This window comes from Mycobacterium xenopi, assembly GCF_009936235.1.
GTDB classification, from domain to species: Bacteria; Actinomycetota; Actinomycetes; order Mycobacteriales; family Mycobacteriaceae; genus Mycobacterium; species Mycobacterium xenopi.
In genome coordinates this window covers 1,625,618-1,650,123 of the sequence record NZ_AP022314.1, presented here as the reverse complement: position 1 = coordinate 1,650,123, position 24,506 = coordinate 1,625,618, and the positions used below count along the sequence as shown (strand labels likewise).

Sequence of the window (24,506 nt, the reverse complement as noted above, 5' to 3'; positions counted from 1 at the left end):
CGCGGAGTTCCGCGACAGTTCGGGCGTCGGTCAGCCGGCTACTTGTCGGCCTTGGTCTTCTCGACGTTGGCTTCCTTGTCGGCGCCGGTCCTGCGCTTGCCGTACCGCCTTTCGAAGCGAGCCACCCGTCCACCGCTGTCGAGGATCTTCTGCTTGCCCGTGTAGAACGGATGGCACTGCGAGCACACCTCCACCACGATGCGACCGCTCTGTTTGGTGCTGCGGGTCTGGAAGGTGTTGCCGCAGCTACAGACAACCGTGGTCTCGACGTAAGGCGGGTGAATGCCGGGTTTCATGATGTCCTTTTCGATCGTGGCCGCCGGGTCGCCTGGACCCGATCGGCCGTAAGGCCTGAACTTCCAACCTGAGCTTTGCCCGTGCTGCCTGGCGGTCGATTATGCCAGGTCAACCACCATAAGCCCAAAACACAGGGTTAAGCCCGGGCATTCCCGAGCCAATGGCGCGGCGGCTATCCGTGGCTTACCTCATAGACCTTTTGGTTCTTCGGATTGCGATCCACGACGACGTAGGTGTTGCTGGGTGCCGCCCGCGTCCACAGAACACCGCCGTCGGGTCTGGCACCCCGCGCCGTCAGCTCGCGCTTGAGGATCTTGTTGGTTGCTGTGGTCGGCAAGCGATCGGTGAGCCAGACATGCCTCGGCCACGCCTTCGGTGACAAATCGGGCTGCGCCGCGAGGAACTTACCGAACTCCTCGGGTGTCAGATCGGCGTTGTCTTGCAACACAATTGCAGCCATCACCTGGTCGCCGACACGCTCGTCGGGCACCGCGTAGACCGCGACGTGGTTGATCGCCGGCAGCCGCTGCAGAATGCGTTCGATGGGCGCGGTGGTCATGTTCTCGCCGTCAACGCGCAACCAGTCCGCGCTGCGCCCCGCGAAGTAGATCCAGCCATCCTCGTCGCGGTAAGCGAGGTCGCCCGACCAGAACATGCCGTCTCGAAGCCGGGCACTTGTGGCTTCGGGATCGTTGTAGTAACCGGCGAACAAGCCCGCGCCGGACGTATTGACCAGCTCGCCGATCGCTTCGTCGGGATTGGCCAGGGCACCGTCGTCGTCGAATACGGCCGGCGGGCATTCGGTACCGGTCTGCGGGTTGTAGATCGCGACACCGGGAAAACCGCGGCCCAACGAGCCGGGCGGACACCCGTCTTCCCGGGTGATGATGATCGCTCCCTCGGTGGACCCGAACCCGTCCCATACCGTGCAGTCGAAGCGCCGGCTGAATTCGGCGATGTCACGATCGCTGGCCTCGTTGCCGAACGCCACCCGCAACGGGTTGTCGCGGTCATCGGGCTGCTCGGGTGTGGCAAGCACGTACGCCAAGGGTTTGCCGACGTAGTTCATGAACGTCGCCCCGTACCGGCGCAGGTCGGCGAGCAGCCGGGATGCCGAGAATTTGGCCGGGACCATCGCCGCACCGGATCCCACCGCCACGCTCCACCCGGCCAGCAACGCGTTCGAGTGAAACAGCGGCATCGAAAGGTAACAAACGTCGTCGGGCGTGATCTCGAATCGCTCGATCAGTGTCGAACCGGCGAAGAGGACCGTCAAATGCATTACCTGCACCGCTTTCGGCTCACCGCTGGTCCCCGACGTGAAGATCATCATGAAGGTGTCGGTCGGCGCGACTTCCCGGTGGGGCTGAAGCGGACCGGCCGACGCCAGCAAAGCCGACCAGTTACTGCTCGACGTGTCGAATACCTGCACACCGGGCAACTCCAGCCCGTCGAGCAGATCACGGTGCTCGGGATCGATGAGCAGGAGCTGGCAGTCGGCCCGCAGAATGTCGTTTGCCAGCGCGGCCCCGCGGCGAGTGTCGTTGATCCCGCAAAGCACGTATCCGCCCAGCGCAGCGGCGGCCATCGCGGTGAGCATCTCAGGGGTGTTGCCCAGCAGCGCGCCGACGTGCAGGGGCCGTTGGGGATCGGCGATGCCGATCAACGCCGCTGCCATGGTGGATGCCTCGGCCAGGTGCTCACGCCACGTCCACACCCGGTCGGCGTATTTCACCGCCGGGGTCGGGTCGTCGATCCGCTCGCGAAGCAGCTGCTGGATGGTTTCGGCCACGGCTCATCACTTTAAGCAGGGCCGGTGTGAGCACCGTCACGCCGGTCGGCGTGGCGATCCCTAGTCGGTGTCGAGACTGCCCGGAGTCGTCTTGGACACCTGCACCAGGAACTCGTAGTTGTTCTTCGTCTTGCGCAGCTGCGAGATCAGCAAGTCGATCGCCTGATGCGGGTCCAGGCCGGACAGCAGCCGCCGCAGCTTGTGCACGATCGCGAACTCGTCGGGCGAGAGCAACAGCTCGTCCTTGCGGGTACCGGAGGGGTTCACGTCGACCGCGGGGAACACTCGCCGTTCAGCGATCTTGCGGTCCAGTTTGAGTTCGGCGTTGCCGGTGCCCTTGAACTCCTCGAAGATCACGGTGTCACCCTGCGAGCCGGTCTCCACCATCGCCGTCGCGATCACCGTCAGCGAACCGCCTTCTTCGATGTTGCGGGCCGCCCCGAGGAACCGCTTCGGCGGGTACAGCGCCGTGGAGTCCACACCACCGGACAGAATGCGCCCCGACGCCGGCGAGGCGTTGTTGTAGGCGCGTCCCAACCGGGTGATCGAGTCGAGCAACACGACGACGTCTTGGCGCTGCTCGACGAGCCGCTTGGCTCGCTCGATCGCAAGTTCGGCAACTGTGGTGTGGTCTGACGGTGGCCGGTCGAAGGTGGAGGCGATCACCTCGCCCTTGACCGAGCGCTGCATATCGGTGACCTCTTCCGGCCGCTCGTCGACCAGGACGACCATCAAGTGGCATTCCGGATTGTTCTTGGTGATCGCGTTGGCGATGTCCTTGAGGATCGTGGTCTTACCCGCCTTCGGGGGCGAGACGATCAGCGCGCGCTGACCCTTACCGATCGGCATGACCAGGTCGATAACCCGGGTGGTCAGCTTCTCGGTGGAGGTTTCCAGGCGGAGCCGCTGGTTGGGGTACAGGGGGGTTAGCTTGCCGAAATCCGGACGTTTCTTGGCGTCCTCGACCGGCCCGCCGTTGACGCTGTCCAGACGCACCAGCGGATTGAACTTCTGGCGCTGGTTGGGCTGCTCGCCCTCCCTGGGCACCCGAACGGCACCGGTGATCGCGTCACCCCGACGCAAGCCGTTCTTTCGCACCATGTTCATCGACACGTAGACGTCGTGCGGGCCGGCCAGGTAACCGGAGGTGCGCACAAACGCGTAATTGTCGAGAACGTCAAGAATGCCGGCCACCGGCTGAACGACATCGTCTTCCCGCAGCTCGGCGTCGGCGCCGTCGCCTAGGCGTTCACCACGACGCCTGCGCTCACGGAACCGCCGTCCTCGGCGGCCCTGCCGGCCTTCCCCCTCCTCGTCGGCGCGTCCCTGCCCGTCGGGACCTTGCTGATCACCGCCAACTTCGCTGGGTTTCTCGGCTTGCTCCGGCTTGGTGTCTGGTGGAGCGGTTTCAGCGGGTACCGCGTCGACCTGGTCGACTTCGCCCTGCTCAGCGACTGCCGTCGCAGCGGGTGATCCGGGCTCCCGGACGGCGCTGCGTCGTTCCCGGCTCGACGCCTCGGCACCGGCCGATCCGGCCGACGCTTCGACCTGCGCGCCCGCAGCGTCGTTCGCGCTGTGATCGCTGTCAGGTGAAGCTGCGACGTCGGATTGCCCGCCGTTAGCCTGGCCCTGAGTTTCTCGGATCGCGGCGATCAGTTCGTTTTTGCGCATGCCCGACGCGCCTTTGACGCCAGCTCGATTGGCCAGCGCCCGCAGCTCGGGCAGCACCATCGCTGACAGCGAACCGTCCGACACCGCAGTCCCGGCTTCGGATGGCGCCGCGCTTTCGGTGTTGGAGTCAGTGGGCAAAACAGTTTGTGAGGTCACGGAACTCGACAGCTTGTCGTTGTTGGTGCTGTCGCCCGCCGTGATGAGGTCCGTATCAGTCACGGATTTCCTTTCTTCCCCCGGCTGATTTCGTCAAGCGAGGGGTTCGTTGCACTCAGCCAAACCACCGAGTGCGTCCAACCATCAACTCGGCAACGGTGATCGCCTGGATTGGCGGCGTATGTGGCGAACCATCGTCCACGAGAAGAATTTGGTGGTTGTCCTAGGGGCAAGACAGTATCGATGCAGATGCAGATGCTGCGATTGCTGGACGGCTCCGAGGATAGCCCGGTTCTGGGCCGGAAGCAAGAAACCCCTCCCGAGATGGTGTGGATCAACCGGGAACAGCGACTCCAGAACTCCAGCGAACTGCGTCACCAGCAGTCATTTCGCTAACGCTAAATCCGTTTGCGGCCCCGTACTCCACCGCCTCGGAAGGCAGTTCCGGCTCCGTCGTCAACCCGATCACCGCGGGCCCGGCACCGGACAGCACCGCCGCAATTTTGTAACGCCGCAGCAACCTGAGGTATTCCGCCGACGCTGGCATCGCGGCTGCTCGTTGTGGCTGATGCAGGACGTCCTCGGTGGCCGCCATCAACAGATCCGGCCGCTCGGTGAGGGCCACGACGAGCAACGCGGCGCGGCTGACGTTGAAACTGGCGTCGTGGTGGCTGACCTGCGCGGGCAGCATTACCCGGGTCTCGGCGGTCGACGAGCGCTCTTCGGGGATCGCGGGGAATAGGTGGATGTCGGGATGCAAGCGCAACGGCACCGCCGAGTAGGTCGGCGGATCGCAGTTGCGGTCAGTCCACGACACCACCGCACCGCCGAGTACCGCCGCTGCGGCGTTGTCTGGGTGGCCTTCGAATTCCGAGGCCAGCTGGATGAGTTGAGATTGGTCAAAGGGCGTCAAATCAGCTTGCGCGGCAAGGCCATTGACCACCGCCAGACCGCCAACAACAGCTGCGGCCGACGAGCCAAGTCCGCGTGAGTGCGGAATGGCGTTGCGGCACCGCACTATCAGGCCTGAAACACCGGCGCCCGCGGCGTCCAAACCGCATTGGATTGCCCGAACCACCAAATGACCAGAGTCCAACGACAGCTGACCGGCGCCTTCGCCTTCGACTTCGACGATCAAGCCGGAATCCGTTGTCTCGACTAAGATCTCGTCATAGAGACTGAGCGCCAGGCCGATGCTGTCGAAACCGGGACCCAAGTTGGCGCTCGACGCCGCTACGACGGCGCTGGCCATAAGCCCGGCGGGCAGCGTCCTGGTCACCGGGAGCCCACCACTAGCCCAGCCCCAGCTTCGCGACGACGGCGGCGGGGTCAACCGGCACCGGTGACACCTGCGGCAGGTCCTTCAACGCGGTATCGGGATCTTTGAGACCGTTGCCGGTGACCGTACACACCACGGTTGATCCGGGGGCCACCCAGCCATCGTGGATGGCCTTGAGCAAGCCCGCGATGCTGGCCGCGGATGCGGGCTCGACGAAGACGCCTTCAGCGGCGGCCACCAGGTGGTAAGCAGCGAGGATCTCCTCGTCGGTGGCGGCCAGGAATCGCCCGTTGGACTGTTGTTGCGCCTCGACGGCCGTCGCCCACGACGCAGGTGAGCCGATGCGGATCGCGGTGGCGATTGTTTCGGGTTTGCGCACGGGGGCGCCGACGATTAGCGGTGCCGCCCCGGCTGCCTGGGTGCCCAGCATGCGTGGCAACTTGTCGATGACTCCGTCGGCATGATATTCGGTGTAGCCCTTCCAATACGCAGTAATGTTGCCCGCGTTGCCTACCGGCAGGGCGTGCACGTCTGGCGCGTTGCCCAAAACATCGACGATCTCGAAGGCCGCCGTTTTCTGGCCTTGGATACGCAGCGGGTTGACGGAGTTGACCAGCGAGATCGTCGGGAAATCGGTTGCCATTTTGCGCGCCAGTTCCAGGCAGTCGTCGAAGTTACCGTCGATCTGGATGATCTTGGCGCCGTGCATAACAGCCTGCGCCAACTTGCCCATCGCGATTTTGCCCTGCGGCACCAGCACCGCGCAGGTGATGCCTGCGCGGGCCGCGTACGCCGCTGCCGACGCCGAGGTGTTGCCCGTCGACGCACACAGCACCGCCTGCTGGCCGCGGGCCACCGCGTCGGTGACCGCCATGGTCATGCCGCGGTCTTTGAAGGAACCGGTGGGGTTCAGGCCTTCGACTTTAAGATGCACCGTGCATCCGGTCTGCGCTGAGAGCTTGGCGGCATAGATGAGCGGGGTGCCGCCCTCGAGCAGCGTCACCGGGGTCCAGTCGTCGCCCACCGGGAGTCGATCGCGGTAGGCCGCGATAACACCGGGCCATGGTTGACGGGTCGTCGCCCGGGCTGCGGTCATTCGGCCGTTCCTTCCAGCCGCAGCACGCTGGCCACGCGTTTCACCACATCGAGGTCCGCCAGGGCGGCCACGGTGTCCGACAGCGCCGCGTCGGTGGCGCGGTGTGTGATCACCACGATGCGGGCTCCTATCGGGTGGCCGCCCTCGTCGGCCACACCTTCCTGGCGCACCTCGGCGATGCTGATGTCGCGCTTGGCGAATTCCGCTGCGACCGTGGACAATACGCCCGGTTTGTCGGCGACATGGATGCTGACGTAATAGCGGGTCGACACCGACCCGATCGGCAGCACCGGCAACTGGGCGTACCTGGATTCGCGTGGTCCACGGCTGCCCAGCACCCTGTTGCGGGCGGCCATCACCAGGTCGCCGGTCACCGCCGAGGCGGTCGGCGCTCCCCGGCGCCTTGGCCGTAGAACATCAGCCGACCGGCGGCTTCGGCCTCGACGACCACCGCGTTGAAGGCACCGTTGACCGCGGCGAGCGGGTGGGTCAGGGGAACCAGCGCCGGGTAGACCCGGGCCGAGACCCATTGCCGGCCATCGCCATCGGTGACGCGTTCACAGATCGACAGCAACTTGATCGTGCAGCCGAGCGCCCGCGCGAACGCGAAGTCGGCCGGGGTGATCTTGGTGATGCCTTCGCGATAGACCTCGTCGGCGGTCACCCGGGTATGAAAGGCGATGGATGCCAGGATCGCCGCCTTCGCCGCGGCGTCATAGCCTTCGACATCGGCGGTGGGGTCGGCCTCGGCATAGCCCAGCGCACTCGCGTCGGCCAGCGCAGTCTGGTAATCGACGCCGGCACTGTCCATTTCGGAAAGGATGTAATTAGTCGTGCCGTTGACGATGCCGGCCACCCGCAGCACTGTGTCGCCAGCCAGCGACTGGGTCAGCGGACGGATGACGGGGATAGCGCCGGCGACCGCGGCTTCGAAATACAAGTCCACATGCGCGCTTTCGGCGGCCTGAGCCAGTTCGCCGGTTGAGATCGACAGCAAGGCTTTGTTCGCGGTGACGACAGACTTGCCGTTTTCCAGGGCCGACAGGATGGCCTTGCGGGCCGGCTCGACCGGTCCCATCAATTCGACGACGATGTCAACGTCCTCACGAGATACCAGTTCTTCGACGTTGTCGGTGAGCAGGTCGACGGGCACACCGCGGTCGGCGGCGACACGACGTACGCCGATGCCGCGCAGCGCCAACGGCGCACCGATACGGGCCGCGAGGTCATCGGCATTGTCTTGGATAATGCGCACAACTTCACTGCCGACATTACCCAGGCCGAGTACGGCTACGCCGACCCGTTTTTCTTCACTGAACACCGCTCACCTCACTTCCAGGCTCAGTAGATCATCGATTGTCTCGCGCCGAAGGATCAGCCGGGCCTGCCCGTTGCGCACCGCGGCCACTGCCGGGCGGCCGATCATGTTGTAACGGCTCGACAGCGCGTAGCAATAGGCCCCGGTCGCCCCCACCCCCACCAAATCGCCCGGCTGCAGGTCTGCCGGAACCCAAGCATCGCGAACGACGACATCGCCGCTCTCACAATGCTTTCCGACCACACGAGCAAGTACCGGCGCCGCGTCGCTGCGTCGGGAGACTAGTCGGACGTCATATTGCGCACCGTAGAGCGCGGTGCGGATATTGTCGCTCATTCCGCCGTCCACGCTGACGTAGCGGCGTTGCGCAGTAGCGCTGACGTCGACGTCTTTGACGGTGCCGACCTCATAGAGGGTGATGGTTCCCGGCCCGGCAATCGCGCGTCCGGGTTCGACCACCAGCCTAGGTGGCGACAAGCCGGCCGCGGCCGACTCGTTGCGCACAACGGCGTTGAGCTTGGCCGCCAACTCGCTCATCGACGGTGGATCATCGTGCGGCAGATACGAAATTCCCATTCCGCCGCCAAGGTCGACCATGCTTATTGGTGCACTCTTCGTCGCGCCGAATTCGCCGACAATGTCACGCAGCAGGCCGATGACACGCTGCGCCGCGAGCTCGAAGCCGGCGACATCCAAGATCTGCGAGCCGATATGGCTGTGCAGGCCGACAAGTCGAAGGTTTTCGGCAGCGAACACGCGTCGGACCGCAGCCATGGCGGCGCCGCTGGACACCGACAAGCCAAATTTCTGGTCTTCGTGAGCCGTCGAGATGAACTCGTGAGTGTGTGCTTCGACACCGACGGTCAGCCGGATCAGAACGTCTTGGACGACGCCGGCATCGGCGGCGATGGCGTCGAGGCGTTCGATCTCGGTCATGGAGTCCACCACGACATGGCCCACCCCGGCCTTGACGGCGGCGGTCAACTCGGCAACCGACTTGTTGTTGCCGTGGAAAGTGATCCGCTCAGCGGGAAACTGCGCGTGTAACGCGACCGCCAACTCGCCGCCGGTACACACGTCAAGGGATAACCCTTCCTCGTCAATCCACCGCGCGATTCCGCTGCACAGAAACGCTTTCGCGGCATAGTGCACATTTTGGGCACCGCCAAAGGCAGTCGCCGTGTCGCGGCAGCGCCAACGGAAGTCGTCTTCATCGATGACGAACAGCGGCGTGCCGTACTCGCGGGCAAGATCGACCAGGGAAACTCCGGCTATCGCTACCACGCCGTCGTACTCACGAGACACGTTGCGGGGCCATATGTTTCGTGGTAGACGTGTCAGCTCTTCTGCGGTTGGCGGCTGCAGCGAACTCCCACCAGGATGGGATTCTTCGGCATACCGGCGGCCGGCCGGACGGACGTTCACATCCGCTCCGGCGCGGTGACTCCGAGGATGCCCAAGCCGTTAGCGATCACCTGCCGGGTGGCCTGACACAGCGCCAGCCGCGCGGTATGCAGCTGGTTGGGCTCCTCGTCGCCTTGCGGCAATACCCGGCAGGAGTCGTAGAACCGATGGTAGTCCCCGGCCAGGTCTTCCAGGTAGCGGCACACCCGATGTGGTTCACGCAGCAAGGCAGCGGTTTTCAACACCCGGGGGAATTCGCCGAGTGTGCGGACCAGCGCGCCCTCCTTGTCATGAGTGAGCAACTCGAGATGGCTGGTGTCGGGAATCAGGCCCAGCTCGGCGGCGTTACGGGCCAGTGCCGAAAGCCGGGCATGCGCGTATTGCACGTAATAAACCGGGTTTTCATTAGAGGCCGACGACCACAGCGACAAGTCGATGTCGATCGGGGTGTCCACCGACGAGCGGATCAAGCTATAGCGCGCGGCATCGACGCCGATCGCCTCGACCAGGTCGTCGAGGGTCAGCACATTGCCGGCGCGTTTGCTCATCCGGACCGGTTGCCCGTCGCGGACCAGGTTGACCATCTGGCCGATGAGCACCTCGACGGTGGCCGGATCGTCACCGAATGCGGCCGCCGCGGCCTTGAGCCTGGCGACGTAGCCGTGATGGTCGGCGCCGAGCATGTAGATGCACAAATCGAAACCGCGTTGGCGCTTGTCCAAGTAGTAGGCGAGATCACCGGCGATGTAGGCTGGCTTGCCGTCGCTTTTGATCACGACGCGGTCCTTGTCGTCACCAAATGCACTGGAGCGCAACCAGATTGCACCGTCTTTCTCGTAGATGTTGCCGTTTTGACGCAGCCGTTCGATCGCTTCGTTCACCCGGCCGCTGGTATGCATCGACTCTTCATGGGTGTAGACGTCGAAGTAGGTGCGAAAGTCGTGCAGCGACTGTTTGATGTGGGCGAACATCAAGTCCACCCCGATGCGCCGGAAGGTTTCCCGCATTTCGGTGTCGGGCAGGTCGAGCGCGTCGGGCGCCTGCTGAAGAACCTGTGCCGCGATGTCGCTGATATAGGTGCCCGCGTATCCGTCGGGCGGCGTGGGTTCACCTTTCGCGGCGGCGATCAGCGAGCTGGTGAACCGGTCGATCTGCGCGCCGTGGTCGTTGAAGTAGTACTCGCGCACCACTTCGGCGCCCTGCGCCGACAGCAGCCGCCCAGCGCGTCACCGACGGCGGCCCAGCGGGTGCCGCCGATGTGGATGGGCCCGGTCGGATTGGCCGAGACGAATTCGAGGTTGATCTTGTGACCGGCCAAGGCGTCAGAGTGACCGAAGTTCTCGCCGGCCTCGATGACGTTGTTGATGATGACGCCCTGCGCCGACGCTTCGAGGCGCATGTTGATAAACCCGGGCCCGGCCACCTCGGCCGAGGCGACTCCGTCGGCCCGGGCCAGCGCCTCGGTGAGCCACCCGGCCAGCTCGCGCGGGTTGACACCGACCTTTTTGGCCAATTGCATCGCCAGGTTGCTGGCGTAATCGCCGTGCTCAGGGTTGCGCGGCCGCTCGACGGTGACCGTGGCCGGCAGCATGGACGCGTCAAGGCCATGGTCGGTCAACACCGCGGCGGCGGTGGTCTTGAGCAGCTCAGCCAGGTCGGCGGGGGTCACGAAGGTCCATCCTATGGTCTGTCGTGGTCACCGCCCGCATCCGTGCGACGCCCGCCGAGTCGCCCGGATGCGCTAATCTGGCGGAGCCCGATGGCGCAGTATTTCGAGTGTGCGCCCCCGTAGCTCAGGGGATAGAGCGTCTGCCTCCGGAGCAGAAGGCCGCAGGTTCGAATCCTGCCGGGGGGCACTTGCTGACCGCCTGGTCAGAGGCACTTTTTTACCTGTAACTCAGTGGCTCGCACCTTAGCCGCAACCTAGCCCGTGGGCATTTGCCACCAGGTCGGGTCACGGTCTGGTCACGGTTTCGGTTTGCTGCGGGAGCCTGCGGGTCTGACCGGGTGAGCGCCACCCGACTACCGCCTGACTGGCGAGCCCGGTACCGACCGAAGCTGCCCACCACCCTCGACATATTTACCGTAAATACGAGTCGTCGGCTTGGCTTACGATGCGATGCATGGGTGATGAACTGCACGTCATTCCCTCAGAACTGCAGGGAGCCGGTGCTGGCTGGCATATGGAAGCCGCCGAGCTTCATGCCGTACCGCCATCGCTGGACCCGGCTGGCGCTTGGCCCACAATGGTTGCCGCCGCTGCCATGACAGGCGTGGCCCAGGCGGCTACCGCCGATCTGCACTCCCGCATCACCACCACCGCCGAGGCGACGCAGGCCGCGGGCACCGCCTACGAAGTCGGCGACTCGAATGCGGCGGACACGATCAAAAACGTGATCACAACGGTCACCGATACGGTACGGAAGAACACGTGATCCCCACCCAATCGGCGGTGCGCGCTTATGACGTGTCCCATCTGACCGAGCACGCTTCTCACTGGCGCGAACTCGCCGAGCGCCGCAGGTCAGTGGTGGGCACGATCAATGCGCAAGCTAAGTCGCTCGACTGGGAGGGCCAGGGCGACGAGGCGATGAAAGCCGCGATGTCTCAGCACCTTTCGACAGCCGAGCAGGAGGCTGAGCTGCTGCACACCGCCGCCCAGACCGCCGAGCGCGGTGCCAGCGTCTTGCACCAGCAGCAGCAGTCGATCCTCTCCACGGTTGATCAAGCACACCAATCCGGTTTTGCGGTAGGCGAGGACTGGTCAGTCACCGACGCCATGTATCGGCCCGGCTCGATGGGATGGTATGCCCGGTTCCCCACCGCGCACGCCATCGCCGCCGACCTGCGCACCCAGGTGGCCACCTTCACCGGACAGGAGTACCAGACCGCCACCGACGTGGCCCAAGCCGCAGGTGACTTGGGTGGTGAGGGAGCAGTGCATGGTCGTATCCAAGACGGGAACTACCACCCCGGACAAGGTCACATTATGGCTGTCGACAACGGAACTGGTGGCAACAATAACGCTCCGCAGCCACCCCCGGCTGTGAAGATCACCCCTCATCAGACTCCGCCGTCCGTCATCAACATGCACGCCGGAGAACAGCTTGACTCGGGTAGACATCAGTGCAGTGGCTGGGACGTCACGAAAGACGTGGGCGAGGCTGTAGGTGGACCATTGCTGGTCACGGGTTCTATTCTTGGCGGTATTGCCGCGTCGCCACTGGGTCCACCCGAGTGGGCTATGGCTATCGGTGGAGTTCTAACAGGTGGTGCGACCACCATCGATGGCTTCGGAAACCTTGCGGGATGCGGGTAGCGCGATGCACGTACATCCCATAGCGTTCGCAATCCTCGCCGCCGTGCTCGGCGTTGCCCTTGCCTTTGTCTTAATCCAGCAGGTCCGCCGCGGCGACAATGCACAGCGTCGACTTCGCATCGTCCTATATGTACTGCCGGTTTTGGCAGCGGTCTGGCTTGCTGTCGACTTCATCATCACGCCACAGGACCGTTGGGTAAACGGGATTGCCTTAACACTCGCGGCGCTAGTCACCGTCGGTGGATTTGGCTACGACTGGCTCCGGCGGTCAAAGGCCCGGCCAGGGCGATAGCGTGGGCAGCACATGACGTATCCGTCCAGCAACGAAACGACCTCGACCCTGCCCGAACTGCCCGAAGGGATGCGCTGGGTGGTGCTGCTGGACAAGCGCCAGATCGCGGTTGTGCTCATGGAGAATGAGGTACCAGTCGCTTCCGCAACGGAAAGCCTGGAGGGGCGCGGCGACACCGACTACGAATACCAGCCGGTCGATTCGGTGCAGCAGGTGTGTCGACGCTTAGCCGAGCAGGCCTCGCATCAGTGGAGCTTCCGTCACGTCCTGAAGCAGAGACTCGGGCCGAGTGTTGACGTGCGGATGCGGCTCGTGGACTGGAATACACCCAGAGCACAAGAGCAATAACAGGAATAGGTCGGTGAGCCTCTACGCACCGCGCGTCGGGACCGTGGAGCACCCGGTAGCCCCCAGCTAGGGGCGGCGCGTAACCACCGCGCCACAATCACAGCCCCAAGACGTATGCCCACCGCACGAACACACCTTGTGACCGACCAGCACGCGGCCAGGACGCTGGCCGGTGACCGCGTGGGCTGTGCTGCGGCGGCCGAATCATCCACTTGCCATCGCGGACCAGTTCGCCGACTGCGGGCATGAAACAAGGGTAGGGCTTTGTGACGCGGCCCCGGGTGGGAAGTGAATTGGGGCAATTTAATCCATTGATCATTCCGGAATCGCACATCATGACAATATGAGCACCACTCGGAGAATGTTGATCAGCACTCTGGTCGGAGTCGCGCTCGCCGTGAACGTGGCTGCCTTGCAACCTGCTCAGGCCGGCGCCGATCCCGGCACTGATTTCCTTGCCAGGCTGAACTGGTACGGGATCGACTTGTCGGCATTGATGGGTCGCCCGATCAGCCGACAGGACGCTATCGAGCTGGGGCAGGATATCTGCACCGAACTCCACAACGGAAACACCCCAGTGGCCGTGGCCGATCAGATTTACCGGGAGATGCCGCGCATCACCGATAAGCAGGCAGCCAATCTGGTGTCGGCAGCTCAGTTCGCGATTTGTCCCGACACACTCTGAGCGGCGTGTGGGTCAAGCGTGTCACCGCTAACCCCCCAGCGGTCCCTGATTCACTTGCCACCATGACCGCAGACCCACGTACCAGCGGCGGCAACGCGCCGTCGCCTTGGCTGATAGTCACCGGCATCGTCGGCGCGCTGGCCCTGATCTTTCTTCTCGGTGCCGGTGTCGGAGCGCAATGGGGAGCCCCGCAGTGGGGACCGCTGGCTGAATGGCTCGCAGGGATAGCAACACTCGCCGCTGTGGTGGTGGCGCTGCGAGAGTCGATCCGCGCACGGCACGAAGCACAGCGCGGCCACCTGGCGCGGCTTGTGGACCATGAAGTCACTAGGCGACGAGAATGCATGACGGCACTAGGTGACCTTTGGGGGGCACTCGTCAGCCTACAGATCGACTTTCGTTCTCTCATCAACTATCTCGATGACCTGGAACCCACATTCAACCCGGTTGAGCAGCGCAGCCCCGCTTCGATTACAGCGCCGGTGAAGACGTACGGAGACGAGATTCACGAGCAGATAGAGAAGTTTATGGCGAAGTGGATGGACCGAATCGAGCCACCGCTGTTTGTTGCCCTCTACCTGCTTCATGGTACGGCCATGTATCCAGCAGTAGGCCAGATCAACAACGGAATCAATACGATTCGACAGCAGGGGATCCCATCTATCACAAGGCCAATCTTGGACGGTCAGCGGCCAGTTACGACACCGATCAGGAATATGTGGAACGATGTTTTGCGACTGCGCGACGAGCATCTCAAGTTGGCGCATGAACACTTTAGCTTGGAGCGCACAGAGGTTGAGAAATACGTCCGACAGAACTGGACTCAATCGCCCTAAATGCCATGCGATTCAGCTGCTGACGGCGGTGTTTTCGGCACGCGAGTGCCAGGCTGTCTAGCCCGAAGTTCCTCCTGGTTGGGCGCGATTGTGGGATTGACCTGGGGTTTTGTGGTGGGTACTGGCTACGTCAGGCCGTGGCGGTGGGAGATGTCGAGCAGTTCGAAGGCTCGCCGTTGCAGTGGGGTGGGGTTGGTGATTTTGGTGAATGCCGGCAGGTCGTGGGTGGGTTGAATCGTGTTGGCGCAGATGGTGGCCAGGTCGGCGAGCAGGCTGGTGAAGCTGTGCACCGGGTAGTTGTCTTCGGTGCGTTTGCGGGCGGCCTTGGCGAGGGCTTTATCGGAGCGTTGGGCGGGGGCGACGGGGTCGGCGCGTTTGGCGGCGGCGGCGGGTTTGTCGTTGTCGGCGAACAGGATTGGGGCTAGGGCTTGTTTCATGTGCCAGCTGATGTAGTAGGACAGCATGCGTAAGAACAGGTGTGCGCGCACTCGATCGGCGAGCCGGTGGCGGATGGGGCGCACATCGAGTTCGCTGTTGAGGGTGCGAAAGAACCGCTCGACGTCGGCGAGGTCTTTGTAGCGGCCCACCACGTCATCGCGGCCCAGGCTGTGGTCGGGCAGGCTGGTGCGCAGCACGTAGATGCCATCCAGGGCGGCCTCGGCGGCGATCTGATCGGACTTGCGGGTGAAGGTCAATGAGTCGTCGCTGATCTGCAGGTCAAAGTGCTTGGCCATTTTGAATTTGTTGCGCACCGTGCCCACTTTGAGGGCGATGGTGTCTTTGCCGCGCAACGGCCGGCGGGCCCGGCTGGTGGCCGCGGCGATCTTGGCCAGTTCTGCCTCGGTGGCCGCCAGCAGCTCGTCGCGTTTGCGGGCGCGCTGGTGGGCCAGCGCCGGGTTGTGGCAGCACACCAGCCGCTCGCCGGGGTAGTCGGGATGGGTGATTTCGAACAGGTTCTGCTGGTCAAACAGCGACAGCTGCAGCGCGCCCTGGTTGACCAGGGCGTTGATCTGTGGGGCGCGCAATGCGCTGATCCAATCCAGCTGTGCTGGGCGTAGCTCTTTGTCGATGCGGGCGCTGGTGATCATGCCTCGATCGCCCACCAGGGCGATGTTGGACAGCCCGAAGCGGGTTTTGAGTTTGGTGATCTGGGCGGCCAGCGTTTTCGGGTCGGCGGTGTTGCCCTCGAACACCTCAATGGCGATCGGTATCCCGGCCGGCGAGCACAGCAGCCCGTAGACGATCTGCAACCTGCCTTTGACCCCGTCGCGGGCGTGCCCGATTTTGCCCAGCGGGCAGGTGCGGCCCTCAAACGCCGCCGAGGACACGTCATAGAGCACCAGCGTCCCATCAGTCAGATGCCGTGCGGCCAAAGCGTTTTCGATCCCGTCCTTGCGGGCCAGCGCCCAGTCCATCGCGGCATACAGGTCATCCTCGTCACAGCCCGACAGCCCGAGCACCTCACCGAGGGAACTGGTGGCGGTCTCGGCGCGCAGCCCGCGCGCGAATGCCAGCTTGGAGCCGGGGTCAATCACCTGCGCCACCAGCCTCGCGACCACCAGATCACGCCGCCGCGACGGGGTCGGGTCGATCAGTTCCTCGATGCCCAGCCGTCGGGCGGTGCCCAGCACCGCGGCCACGTGCCCGTGCGGCAGGCTGCGGGTGACGTCAAACGCCTCGGCCAAATCCTGCCCGGCAGGCTGCCCCTTGAGCACCCGCGACAACGCCTCAACCTTGTCCTGCGGCCAGCGGGTCAGATTGGCCAAGGTGCGGTTTTTCACCTTGCCGCCCTCGCGGTAGCTTTCGCGCAGCAGGATCGCCGGTGGCGACCCCCGGTTCGGCACCCGAGCCACGTACATGTCTACTTCATATCACATCAATCTTGCATATCCCCGCTATTACAGCGATGACACGCCGACAAATCTACTCAATACATGCCTACATAATCCACTGGAAGCAGACGCAAAACACCTGCACAGCACCACATGCGTAGTTCAGATACCCCTTACCAGGGGGAACTTCGGACTAGCGGGCACGAAGTGCCAGCGCCCGCTCGCGTAAAGGGAACTCGCGTAGAGCCAACGGGAGTGGTTGACTGGGAGGGGCAATGGGTATCAGTTTCAACCACACTATCGTCGCGGCGCGCGACAAGAAGGCATCCGCGCAGTTTCTCACCGAGTTGTTCGGGCTGCCGGACCCAGTGCCGGTGGGCCGGTTCATGGCCGTCACCCTCGAACACGGCGCCACCCTCGACTACGCCGACGTGCCCGAGGGGGAAGAGATCCGGCCCCAGCACTACGCATTCCTCGTGTCGGAGGACGACTTTGATGCGATCTACGGCAAGATCTGCGCGCGCGGCATGCAGCACTGGGCTGATCCGCGCGGGGAACGACCCGGGGAGATCAACCGCAACCATGGCGGCCGCGGCGTCTACTTCCGCGACCCGAATGGCCACCACCTGGAGATCCTCACTCGCCCCTACGGCTCGAGCGGCTGATCAGCTGGCGCTGCGCGGGCCGTGCCGCTTCTTTTCCTGAGCGCGGTAGTCGTCGGCGAGTTGTTTGACATGCTTGGGCAGCGTGCCCGCGGCCACGTCGGCCAGGGTCGTTTCCTCCAGCACCGAGCGCATGCTCGCGCGCAGCGCCCGCCACACATCGGTCAGCGCGGCCGTCGGCCCGGAATAGGGCAGGTCGCCCAGCCCGATGTCGCGCACACTGGCCAGCGGACCGTCGATACAGCGCAGCACGTCAGCGATGCTGATCTCGGTGCCCGGCCGGGCTAGCTCATATCCGCCGTCGCGGCCCCGGTGGCTTCGGACCAGGCGGTCGGTACGCAGGTCGGAGAGGATGTCGACGAGAAATTGCGGCGGTATGCCCTGCGCATGAGCCAGGTCATCGGTCTTGACAAGCTCACCGCTATCGACCGTGGCGAGCTGGATCATCGCCCGGACCGCGTATTCCGCCTTGGCCGACATGCGCACGACCTGAATTCTGCCACCGGCATCGCAGCATCAACCGGTGACGGCCAGCACCGCCTCGGCGTGCTCGGGCCGGCACACCAGCAGATCGGGAAGCAGCGGATCGGGTTGGTTGTAGACCAGCGCCGACCCGTCGATACGCGAGGTATGCAGGCCGGCCGCGCGAGCCACCGCGACCGGTGCCGCCGAGTCCCATTCGTACTGCCCGCCGGCGTGGACGTACACGTCGGCCAGGCCGTGGATGATCGCGGCGACTTTGGCACCAGCCGAGCCGAGTTCCACCAGGGTGCCGGCGAGTTGGTCACGCACTTGCAGTGCAATCGCCGGCGGGCGGGTGCGTGAGACGACGACGCGTGGCGGGCCGCGGTGTGCCGGCGAGGCTGCGACGTGCGGCGTGGCCAGGGTACGACCCTGAGCGGGCAGCGCGACGGCACCTGCGACGAGTTCCCCGGATTCCCACAGCGCCACGTGGACCGCCCAGTCCTCGCGGCCCGGTTCGGAGAACTCCCGCGTGCCGTCCAACGGGTCGACGATCCAGACCCGCTCAGCCCCTAATCGCAGTGCGTCGTCGTCGCCTTCTTCGGACAGCACGGCATCTTCGGGCCGCGCCCTGGCCAGTGCCTCCATCAAGAAGTCGTGCGATCGCTTGTCGCCTGCGGCTTTTCGTTCAGCAGCGGGTGCTCCCGCGAGCTCGTTGCGCACCGCTAGCAGCAGCTCTCCGGCCTGGGTGGCCAACCGGGCGGCCAGCTCGTGATCGCTCACCGGCGGGACTCGAGTAGGTCGATGACTTGCTGCGCCAGTTCGTCGACGCTCCTCTCGGGGGTGAGCCGCAAATCCGGGTTCTTGGGCCGCTGGTAGGGGCTGTCGATGCCGGTGAAATGCGTGATCTCGCCAGCCCGGGCCTTGGCATACAAGCCCTTCGGGTCGCGTCGCTCACAGTCTTCGAGCGGGGTGTCACAGAACACCTCGAAGAAGTCGATTCCGGCCTCGGCGTGCACCCGACGGGCAAGCTCGCGGTGCTCTTCTAGCGGGCTGATCGCCGGCACCAGCACGGTCTGCCCACAATCGGCGAGCAGCACCGCCACATGCGCCAGCCGGCGCAGGTTTTCGGCGCGGTCGGCCATGCTGAACCCGAGGTCGGCGTTGAGGCCGTGCCGCAAGTTGTCGCCGTCGAGAACGTAAGCGGGAACGCCCTTTTCAAGAAGCTTCCGCTCCACCAACATGGCGACCGACGACTTGCCCGATCCGGACAGTCCGGTGAACCATACGGTGCGCCCACGTCCGGTCAGCCGATCTTCTGCGGTCACCAACGACTTGTGCCGCACGGTGTTCGGGCTCGGTGTGCGGGCAGAGGCGTCACGCAACACCATGCCGGCGGCGACGGTCCCGTTGGTGTAGGGGTCGATGAGGATGAACGATCCCGTGCTGGTGTTGCGGGTGTACTCGTCAAGCAGCAAAGGTTCCTGGGTGCGCAATGTGACGCGGCCAAGTTCGTTGAGCGTCAACGCTGTCGCACTTTTGTCGCGGTGAAGGGTGTTGACGTCAAGCCGGTAGGCCAGCTCAGTCACCTTCGCGCGTGTGGTGCGGGTGGTGTGTTTGATCAGGTACTCGCGGCCAGGCTCCAGGGCCGAGGAATCGGCCATCCAGCACACGGTCGCGTCGAACTCGTGGGCCACACGTGGCTGGTTGGTGGGCCGGGCGATCATGTCGCCACGTGAGATGTCCAGGTCGTCGGCGAGCCTGACGGAGATAGCCATCGGCGGAAATGCTTCCGCCACTGGGCCACTGGGACCGTCGATCGCGGTGATCCTGGTGGTCTTGCCGCTGGGCAGGACCACGACTTCGTCGCCCGGTCGCATCACTCCGCTGGCCATGCTGCCCGCGTAGCTGCGGTGGTCTTGATGTTGGCTAGTCTGCGGCCGGATGACGTACTGCACCGGGAACCGGACGTCGACCAGATTGCGGTCGCCGGCGATGTACACCTCTTCCAGATATGGCAGCAGTGCGGGACCGTCGTACCACGGCGCGCGCTCCGACTTGGTCACCACGTTGTCGCCGTGCAGCGCCGACATCGGGATGGTGACCACGTCGTGCACGTCCAGCCGGGCCGCGAAAGCGTGGAACTCGTCGCGGATCGTCTCGAACTTCTCTTGGCTCCAGTCGATCAGGTCCATCTTGTTGACGGCCAGCACAATGTGGCGGATGCCCAGCAGCGATGCCAAAAACGTGTGGCGACGCGACTGTTCGCGAAGACCGTGGCGAGCGTCGACCAGCACCACCGCCAACTGTGCGGTGGATGCCCCGGTCACCATGTTGCGGGTGTACTGGATGTGTCCTGGGGTATCGGCGATGATGAATTTCCGCTTGGGCGTGGAGAAGTAGCGGTATGCGACGTCGATGGTGATCCCCTGCTCGCGTTCGGCCCGCAGACCGTCGGTGACCAGTGCCAGGTCGGTGTAGTCGTGGCCGCGCTCTTTGGACGTGCGCTCCACCGACGCCCACTGGTCTTCCATCATGGCCTTGGAGTCGTAGAGCAGCCGCCCGATCAGCGTGGACTTGCCGTCGTCGACCGAGCCCGCGGTGGCGATGCGAAGCAGCGTGGTGGATCCAGCCATCAGAAGTACCCCTGCCGTTTGCGGTCTTCCATGCCGGCTTCCGAGATCCGGTCGTCGGCGCGGGTGGCTCCCCGCTCGGTCAACCGCGCCACCGCCGTCTCGGCGATCACCTCCGCGACCGTGGCCGCAGTCGATTCCACGCAACCGGTGCAGGTGACGTCGCCGACCGTGCGGAATCGCACGGACGCCTCGAACACTTTCTCTCCCGGGCGTGGCTGCATGTAGCGATGAACCGCTAGTGTCTCGCGCCAGAAATTCGTTACATAAATGTAATCGGTGCGGATCGGCGGTGTTCCACGGCGAAACGCATTGGTGCGTGGGATGATTCGCATGTGGCATCACAGGGGCGACCGAAAGCGGAATTGGTGTTGACCGATGAAGAACACGAGACGCTGACCCGGTGGGCGCGGCGGCGCAAATCCGCCCAGGCGCTGGCGTTGCGGTCACGGATCGTGCTCGGTTGCGCCGAGGGCTTGACCAACAAGCAGGTCGCGGCGCGCGAGCGGGTATCGCAGCCGACCGTGGGCAAGTGGCGGAGCCGGTTCGTCGAGGCACGGCTAGACGGGGCTGGTCGATGACCCCGGCCGGGCCGGCCGGCGTCGGTGAGCGCCGAGCAGGTCGAGAACGTGGTGGTGGCCACCTTGGAGTCCACTCCGGCCAACGCCACGCACTGGTCGCGGGCCTCGATGGCCCAACGCTGCGGGCTGTCGAAGTCCACGATCGGGCGGATCTGGAAAGCATTTGAGCTGCAACCACATCGGGCCGAGCACTTCAAACTGTCCAATGATCCGCTGTTTGTGGAGAAGGTCTATGACATCGTCGGGCTCTATCTTGACCCGCCCGAGGCCGCGGTGGTGCTGTGCGTGGACGAAAAGAGCCAGGTCCAGGCGCTGGCGCGCAGCCAGCCGGCGTTCCCGATGATGCCCGGCATGCCCGAGAAACGCACCCACGACTACGTGCGCTCGGGCACCACCAGCCTGTTCGCCGCCTTCGACATCGCCGACGGCACCGTGATCACCGCGCTGCACCGGCGCCACCGCGCCATCGAGTTCCGCAAGTTCCTGGCCAGGATCGACGCCCAGGTCCCCGACCACCTCGACGTCCACCTGGTCTGCGACAACTACGGCACTCACAAAGCGCCCACCGTGCAAAGCTGGCTCGAGCGCCACCCTCGCTTCCACATGCACTACACCCCAACCTATTCCAGCTGGATCAACCAAGTTGAGCGCTGGTTCGCCGAGCTGACCCGCCAACTCCTTGAACGCGGCGACCACCGCAGCGTCCAAGCACTCGAAAAAGACATCCGTGCCTGGGTCGCCGCCTGGAACGACAACCCCAAACCATTCGTGTGGACCAAGACCGCCGAACAGATCCTCCAGTCCATCCAACGACTAATGAAACGAATTTCTGGCGCGGGACACTAGCAGCATGCCGTCACGCTCGAAAACCCTTCGCCGGTGCGCGAAATAGATCGACGGCAGTGTGATCTTCTCGGCGCCGACGTAAGACCAGACGTCGAACTCGGTCCAGTTGGAAAGCGGGAACACCCGGATGTGCTCGCCCTTGTGGTGGCGGCCGTTGTAGAGGTTCCACACCTCGGGGCGTTGCGCCTTGGGATCCCACTGCCCGAACTCGTCGCGGAAACTGAACACCCGTTCCTTGGCGCGCGCGCGTTCCTCGTCGCGGCGCGCCCCGCCGAACGCCGCATCGAAGCGGTTTTCGCGGATCGCGCGCAGCAACGTCACCGTCTGAAGCGGGTTGCGTGACGGGATGGTCTCCACGACTCGGCCGGCATCGATGTCGTCTTGCACCTTGGCCACGATCAACCGCACCCCGGTCTGTTTGACCAACTCGTCGCGGGTGGCGATGACCTCGTCGAAGTTGTGTCCGGTGTCGACATGCATCACCGGGAAGGGCAACCGGCCAGGATGAAAGGCCTTGAGCGCCAAGTGCAGCATCACGATCGAGTCCTTGCCGCCGGAAAACAGCAGCACCGGCCGCTCGAACTCCGCGGCCACCTCGCGGATGATGTGGATCGCTTCGGCTTCCAGCGAGCGCAGATGGCTCAACTCGTATTGCCCGGCTGCTGGACCGGCGGTGGGGCCGGCGGCTACTTGACTGGTCATCGACCCTTACCTGACTAAGTTGGTAGAACTGGCCATATTAATTGGCATTGCCGTGTATATAACCAGCCGCCTGAGCAGCTGTCAACTGCGGGTTCGGATAGCGGTTTCGCGGCGGCGGCGAGGTTGCGAAAACATGGACGCATGTCAACTCCCGTCAAACCCCCGAGTGGTCGCGACGTGATCGCCCAATTCCTGCCCCAATCCCCCTTCGTCGCCAAGCTTGGAATCGTCGCTGACGTGCTCGACGACCACGAGGTGCGGCTGCGTCTGCCGTGGGATCCGTCCAATGTCACCGTCGGCGACATGGTGCACGGCGGGGCCATCGCGACGCTGGCCGATCTCACGGTCATGGCCGCAGCGTGGTGCGGCGCAGACGCGCCGCCCGAGCCGCGGGGCGTGACCGTGTCGATGGCGCTGGACTTCATGGCGCCCGCACGCGCAACCGACGTGATCGGGATAGGCCGGGCGTTGCGGCGCGGCCGGTCACTGGTCAACTGCGAGGCCGAGCTCGTCGACCCGCAGGACCGGCTGATCGCGAAGGCGCTTGCCACCTACAAGCTCGGCTGACGGCGCTGAGCCGGCCCGGAGCGAGGACACGCTTTTAGACGGTGACCTCGTTGAGCTTGCCGGTGGCGACGTCGAAGATGAACCCGCGCAGCGACTCGTGTTGGGTGACAAACGGGCTGGCCTCGATGCGGCGCAACGACTGCCGAACGTCTTCTTCGAGGTCCGGGAATGCCTCGGCGGCCCACGGCGGCTTAAGACCGGTCTCCTGCTGGATGGCCCGCTTGAACTCGTCGTCGGTGAAGGTCAGCATCCCGCAGTCGGTGTGGTGGATCAGGATGATTTCCTTCGTTCCCAGCAGCCGCTGGCTGATGGCAAGTGAGCGGATCGCGTCGTCGGTGACCACCCCGCCAGCATTACGGATAACGTGTGCCTCGCCCTCCTGGAGCCCAAGGATGCGGTAGACGTCCAGCCGGGCGTCCATGCACGCCAGCACCGCGACGTGTTTGCTCGGCGGCAGCGGCAGCGGGCCTTTGAACGTGGCTGCATACTTGGCGTTATTGGCCAGAAATTCGTCGGTAGCCGTCACGCCCATCTCCTTGTGTGTTACACGACGTCGTTTGCTGCGCGGACGATTCGGGTGGCCGATTCTAGCAATCAGCGGCGGCGATTTCACTGGTCCGAATCAACCCGATCGAAATAGCGCAGGACCCACCAAGGCCGACAACCGCTGACCGGTCGGGCCGTCGCGTCCTCTCGCTACCCTGTGCGCATGCGAGACTGGCCTAGCAGGCAGACATGATCCGCTTCCTGGCACGCCGGTTGCTCAACTATGTCGTGTTGTTGGCGCTGGCGTCGTTTCTGGCGTTCTGCCTGACCTCGGTGACATTTCACCCCCTGGACAGTTTCATCCAGCGTCACCCACAGCCCCCGGCCGAAGCCATCCACGCCAAAGCCGTTGAGCTTGGCTTGGATAAGCCCATACCGCTGCGGTACGCGAAATGGGCTTCCGGGGCGGTCCGCGGTGACTTCGGCGTGACGGTGACCGGTCATCCTGTCTCGCAGGAGCTGTGGCGCCGGGTCGGGGTCAGCCTGCGCCTGGTGGCGATCGGCTCGGTGCTGGGCGCGGTGATCGGCGTCGCCGCGGGGGCGTGGGGAGCGGTGCGCCAGTATCGCCTCAGCGATCGTGTCATCACCGTGCTGTCGTTGACCGTCCTGAGCATCCCGTCATTCGTGCTGGCCGGCCTGCTCATCCTGGCCGGGCTGCGGGTCAACGACTTCACCGGGCTGAGGATCTTCCTGTATACCGGTGAGACTTCACCGATTCCGGCTGGCGGTGTAGGGCATCAGCTGGTTGACCGGGCCCAGCACATCGTGTTGCCGACCCTGACGCTCGCGTTGGCCGCGATCGCCGGGTTCAGCCGCTACCAACGCAACGCGATGCTCGACGTGCTCAGTGAAGACTTCATCCGGACCGCTCGCGCCAAGGGCCTGACGCGGCGGCGTGCGCTATTCAAGCACGGCTTGCGCACCGCGCTGATTCCGATGGCCACGTTGTTCGCCTACGGCGTCAGCGGCCTGGTCGTCGGCGCAGTGTTCGTCGAGAAGATCTTCGGCTGGCATGGCATGGGCGAGTGGGTGGTACAAGGCATCTCGACGCAGGACACCAACGTGGTCGCGGCAATCACCGTGTTTTCCGGGGCGGCGGTTCTGCTGGCCGGGCTGCTGTCCGACGTCATCTACGCGGCGCTGGATCCAAGGGTGCGGGTGTCATGACGTGTCGGCGATCCA

The 24,506-nt window shown here is 64.5% G+C and carries 19 protein-coding genes, 1 tRNA gene and 5 pseudogenes; 10 read left to right on the top strand and 15 right to left on the bottom strand.

The features are described from left to right. Window positions 1-38: 38 nt before the first annotated feature. The 8 genes and pseudogenes from rpmE to argS form a co-directional block, all read right to left on the bottom strand. Complete coding sequence (rpmE, locus tag MYXE_RS07780; protein WP_003922251.1) at window positions 39-296, bottom strand: 50S ribosomal protein L31; 258 nt, start codon at window positions 294-296, stop codon at window positions 39-41. Window positions 297-469: 173 nt separating this feature from the next. Then, window positions 470-2,089 carry a fatty-acid--CoA ligase FadD1 gene (fadD1, locus tag MYXE_RS07775; RefSeq protein ID WP_003922252.1) on the bottom strand — a complete coding sequence of 540 codons (1,620 nt, stop codon included), beginning with the start codon at window positions 2,087-2,089 and terminating at the stop codon, window positions 470-472. A 60-nt stretch (window positions 2,090-2,149) separates the two neighbouring features. Beyond that, window positions 2,150-3,979 (bottom strand): transcription termination factor Rho, encoded by a 1,830-nt coding sequence (gene rho / locus MYXE_RS07770; RefSeq protein WP_085195158.1) that lies wholly within the window; start codon window positions 3,977-3,979, stop codon window positions 2,150-2,152. A 271-nt stretch (window positions 3,980-4,250) separates the two neighbouring features. Next, window positions 4,251-5,168: a homoserine kinase gene (thrB, locus tag MYXE_RS07765; RefSeq protein WP_218565227.1), complete on the bottom strand. Its 918-nt coding sequence runs from the start codon at window positions 5,166-5,168 to the stop codon at window positions 4,251-4,253. Window positions 5,169-5,208: 40 nt separating this feature from the next. After that, window positions 5,209-6,291, bottom strand: coding sequence for a threonine synthase (gene thrC / locus MYXE_RS07760; protein WP_003922256.1), 1,083 nt, complete (start codon window positions 6,289-6,291; stop codon window positions 5,209-5,211). After that, window positions 6,288-7,612 (bottom strand): annotated as a pseudogene (locus tag MYXE_RS07755) (homoserine dehydrogenase). The gene thrC and the pseudogene MYXE_RS07755 overlap by 4 nt, the downstream one beginning before the upstream one ends. A 3-nt stretch (window positions 7,613-7,615) precedes the next feature. Continuing rightward, window positions 7,616-8,974 (bottom strand): diaminopimelate decarboxylase, encoded by a 1,359-nt coding sequence (lysA, locus tag MYXE_RS07750; protein WP_172468634.1) that lies wholly within the window; start codon window positions 8,972-8,974, stop codon window positions 7,616-7,618. Between the two features lie 56 nt (window positions 8,975-9,030). Beyond that, window positions 9,031-10,682: pseudogene (gene argS, locus MYXE_RS07745) on the bottom strand (arginine--tRNA ligase). A gap of 113 nt (window positions 10,683-10,795) precedes the next feature. Between argS and MYXE_RS07740 the strand changes: the two are divergent. From MYXE_RS07740 to MYXE_RS07715, 6 genes are all read left to right on the top strand, one after another. After that, window positions 10,796-10,869, top strand: a tRNA-Arg gene (locus tag MYXE_RS07740). Window positions 10,870-11,136: 267 nt separating this feature from the next. Continuing rightward, a complete protein-coding gene (locus MYXE_RS07735) occupies window positions 11,137-11,448 on the top strand; it encodes a hypothetical protein (RefSeq protein ID WP_232061761.1) in 312 nt (103 codons plus the stop codon). Next, entirely contained in the window at window positions 11,445-12,332 is an 888-nt protein-coding gene (locus MYXE_RS24330) for a WXG100 family type VII secretion target (protein ID WP_085195171.1), read from the top strand. Before MYXE_RS07735 ends, MYXE_RS24330 begins: the two co-directional genes overlap by 4 nt. A 304-nt stretch (window positions 12,333-12,636) precedes the next feature. Beyond that, a complete protein-coding gene (locus MYXE_RS07725; protein WP_085195175.1) occupies window positions 12,637-12,972 on the top strand; it encodes a hypothetical protein in 336 nt (111 codons plus the stop codon). 343 nt (window positions 12,973-13,315) lie between these two features. Continuing rightward, window positions 13,316-13,657 carry a DUF732 domain-containing protein gene (locus tag MYXE_RS07720; RefSeq protein ID WP_085195177.1) on the top strand — a complete coding sequence of 114 codons (342 nt, stop codon included), beginning with the start codon at window positions 13,316-13,318 and terminating at the stop codon, window positions 13,655-13,657. 62 nt (window positions 13,658-13,719) lie between these two features. Continuing rightward, the gene (locus MYXE_RS07715) at window positions 13,720-14,493 is read left to right on the top strand and encodes a hypothetical protein (protein WP_112650323.1); all 774 of its coding nucleotides are present in this window, start codon (window positions 13,720-13,722) and stop codon (window positions 14,491-14,493) included. 125 nt (window positions 14,494-14,618) lie between these two features. On the opposite strand, the gene MYXE_RS07710 is transcribed toward MYXE_RS07715, so the two are convergent. Further along, window positions 14,619-16,352 carry an IS1634 family transposase gene (locus MYXE_RS07710; protein ID WP_085195184.1) on the bottom strand — a complete coding sequence of 578 codons (1,734 nt, stop codon included), beginning with the start codon at window positions 16,350-16,352 and terminating at the stop codon, window positions 14,619-14,621. 248 nt (window positions 16,353-16,600) lie between these two features. Here MYXE_RS07710 and MYXE_RS07705 point away from each other — a divergent pair, with 248 nt between their 5' ends. Further along, window positions 16,601-16,990: a VOC family protein gene (locus MYXE_RS07705; protein WP_003922294.1), complete on the top strand. Its 390-nt coding sequence runs from the start codon at window positions 16,601-16,603 to the stop codon at window positions 16,988-16,990. On the opposite strand, the gene MYXE_RS07700 is transcribed toward MYXE_RS07705, so the two are convergent. The 4 genes and pseudogenes from MYXE_RS07700 to MYXE_RS07685 all read right to left on the bottom strand — a co-directional run. Further along, the gene (locus MYXE_RS07700; RefSeq protein WP_003922296.1) at window positions 16,991-17,473 is read right to left on the bottom strand and encodes an Rrf2 family transcriptional regulator; all 483 of its coding nucleotides are present in this window, start codon (window positions 17,471-17,473) and stop codon (window positions 16,991-16,993) included. A 30-nt stretch (window positions 17,474-17,503) separates the two neighbouring features. Further along, window positions 17,504-18,232, bottom strand: coding sequence for a 3'(2'),5'-bisphosphate nucleotidase CysQ (locus tag MYXE_RS07695; RefSeq protein WP_085195186.1), 729 nt, complete (start codon window positions 18,230-18,232; stop codon window positions 17,504-17,506). Beyond that, window positions 18,229-20,085: an adenylyl-sulfate kinase gene (cysC, locus tag MYXE_RS07690; protein ID WP_085195188.1), complete on the bottom strand. Its 1,857-nt coding sequence runs from the start codon at window positions 20,083-20,085 to the stop codon at window positions 18,229-18,231. Before cysC ends, MYXE_RS07695 begins: the two co-directional genes overlap by 4 nt. Further along, window positions 20,085-20,420, bottom strand: a pseudogene (locus MYXE_RS07685) (sulfate adenylyltransferase subunit CysD); the annotation flags it as partial. The pseudogene MYXE_RS07685 and the gene cysC, both read right to left, overlap by 1 nt. Between MYXE_RS07685 and MYXE_RS07680 the strand changes: the two are divergent. After that, window positions 20,418-21,509, top strand: a pseudogene (locus tag MYXE_RS07680) (IS630 family transposase). The pseudogenes MYXE_RS07685 and MYXE_RS07680 sit on opposite strands and share 3 nt — an antisense overlap. On the opposite strand, the pseudogene cysD reads toward MYXE_RS07680, so the two are convergent. Beyond that, window positions 21,507-22,211: pseudogene (gene cysD / locus MYXE_RS07675) on the bottom strand (sulfate adenylyltransferase subunit CysD); the annotation flags it as partial. The pseudogenes MYXE_RS07680 and cysD overlap by 3 nt on opposite strands. A gap of 177 nt (window positions 22,212-22,388) precedes the next feature. Here cysD and MYXE_RS07670 point away from each other — a divergent pair. Next, window positions 22,389-22,778, top strand: coding sequence for a PaaI family thioesterase (locus tag MYXE_RS07670; RefSeq protein ID WP_003922303.1), 390 nt, complete (start codon window positions 22,389-22,391; stop codon window positions 22,776-22,778). Between the two features lie 34 nt (window positions 22,779-22,812). On the opposite strand, the gene MYXE_RS07665 is transcribed toward MYXE_RS07670, so the two are convergent. Beyond that, entirely contained in the window at window positions 22,813-23,304 is a 492-nt protein-coding gene (locus MYXE_RS07665) for a beta-class carbonic anhydrase (protein ID WP_085197733.1), read from the bottom strand. Window positions 23,305-23,513: 209 nt separating this feature from the next. Here MYXE_RS07665 and MYXE_RS07660 point away from each other — a divergent pair, with 209 nt between their 5' ends. Continuing rightward, a complete protein-coding gene (locus MYXE_RS07660) occupies window positions 23,514-24,491 on the top strand; it encodes an ABC transporter permease (RefSeq protein ID WP_003922306.1) in 978 nt (325 codons plus the stop codon). Window positions 24,492-24,506: the final 15 nt, after the last annotated feature.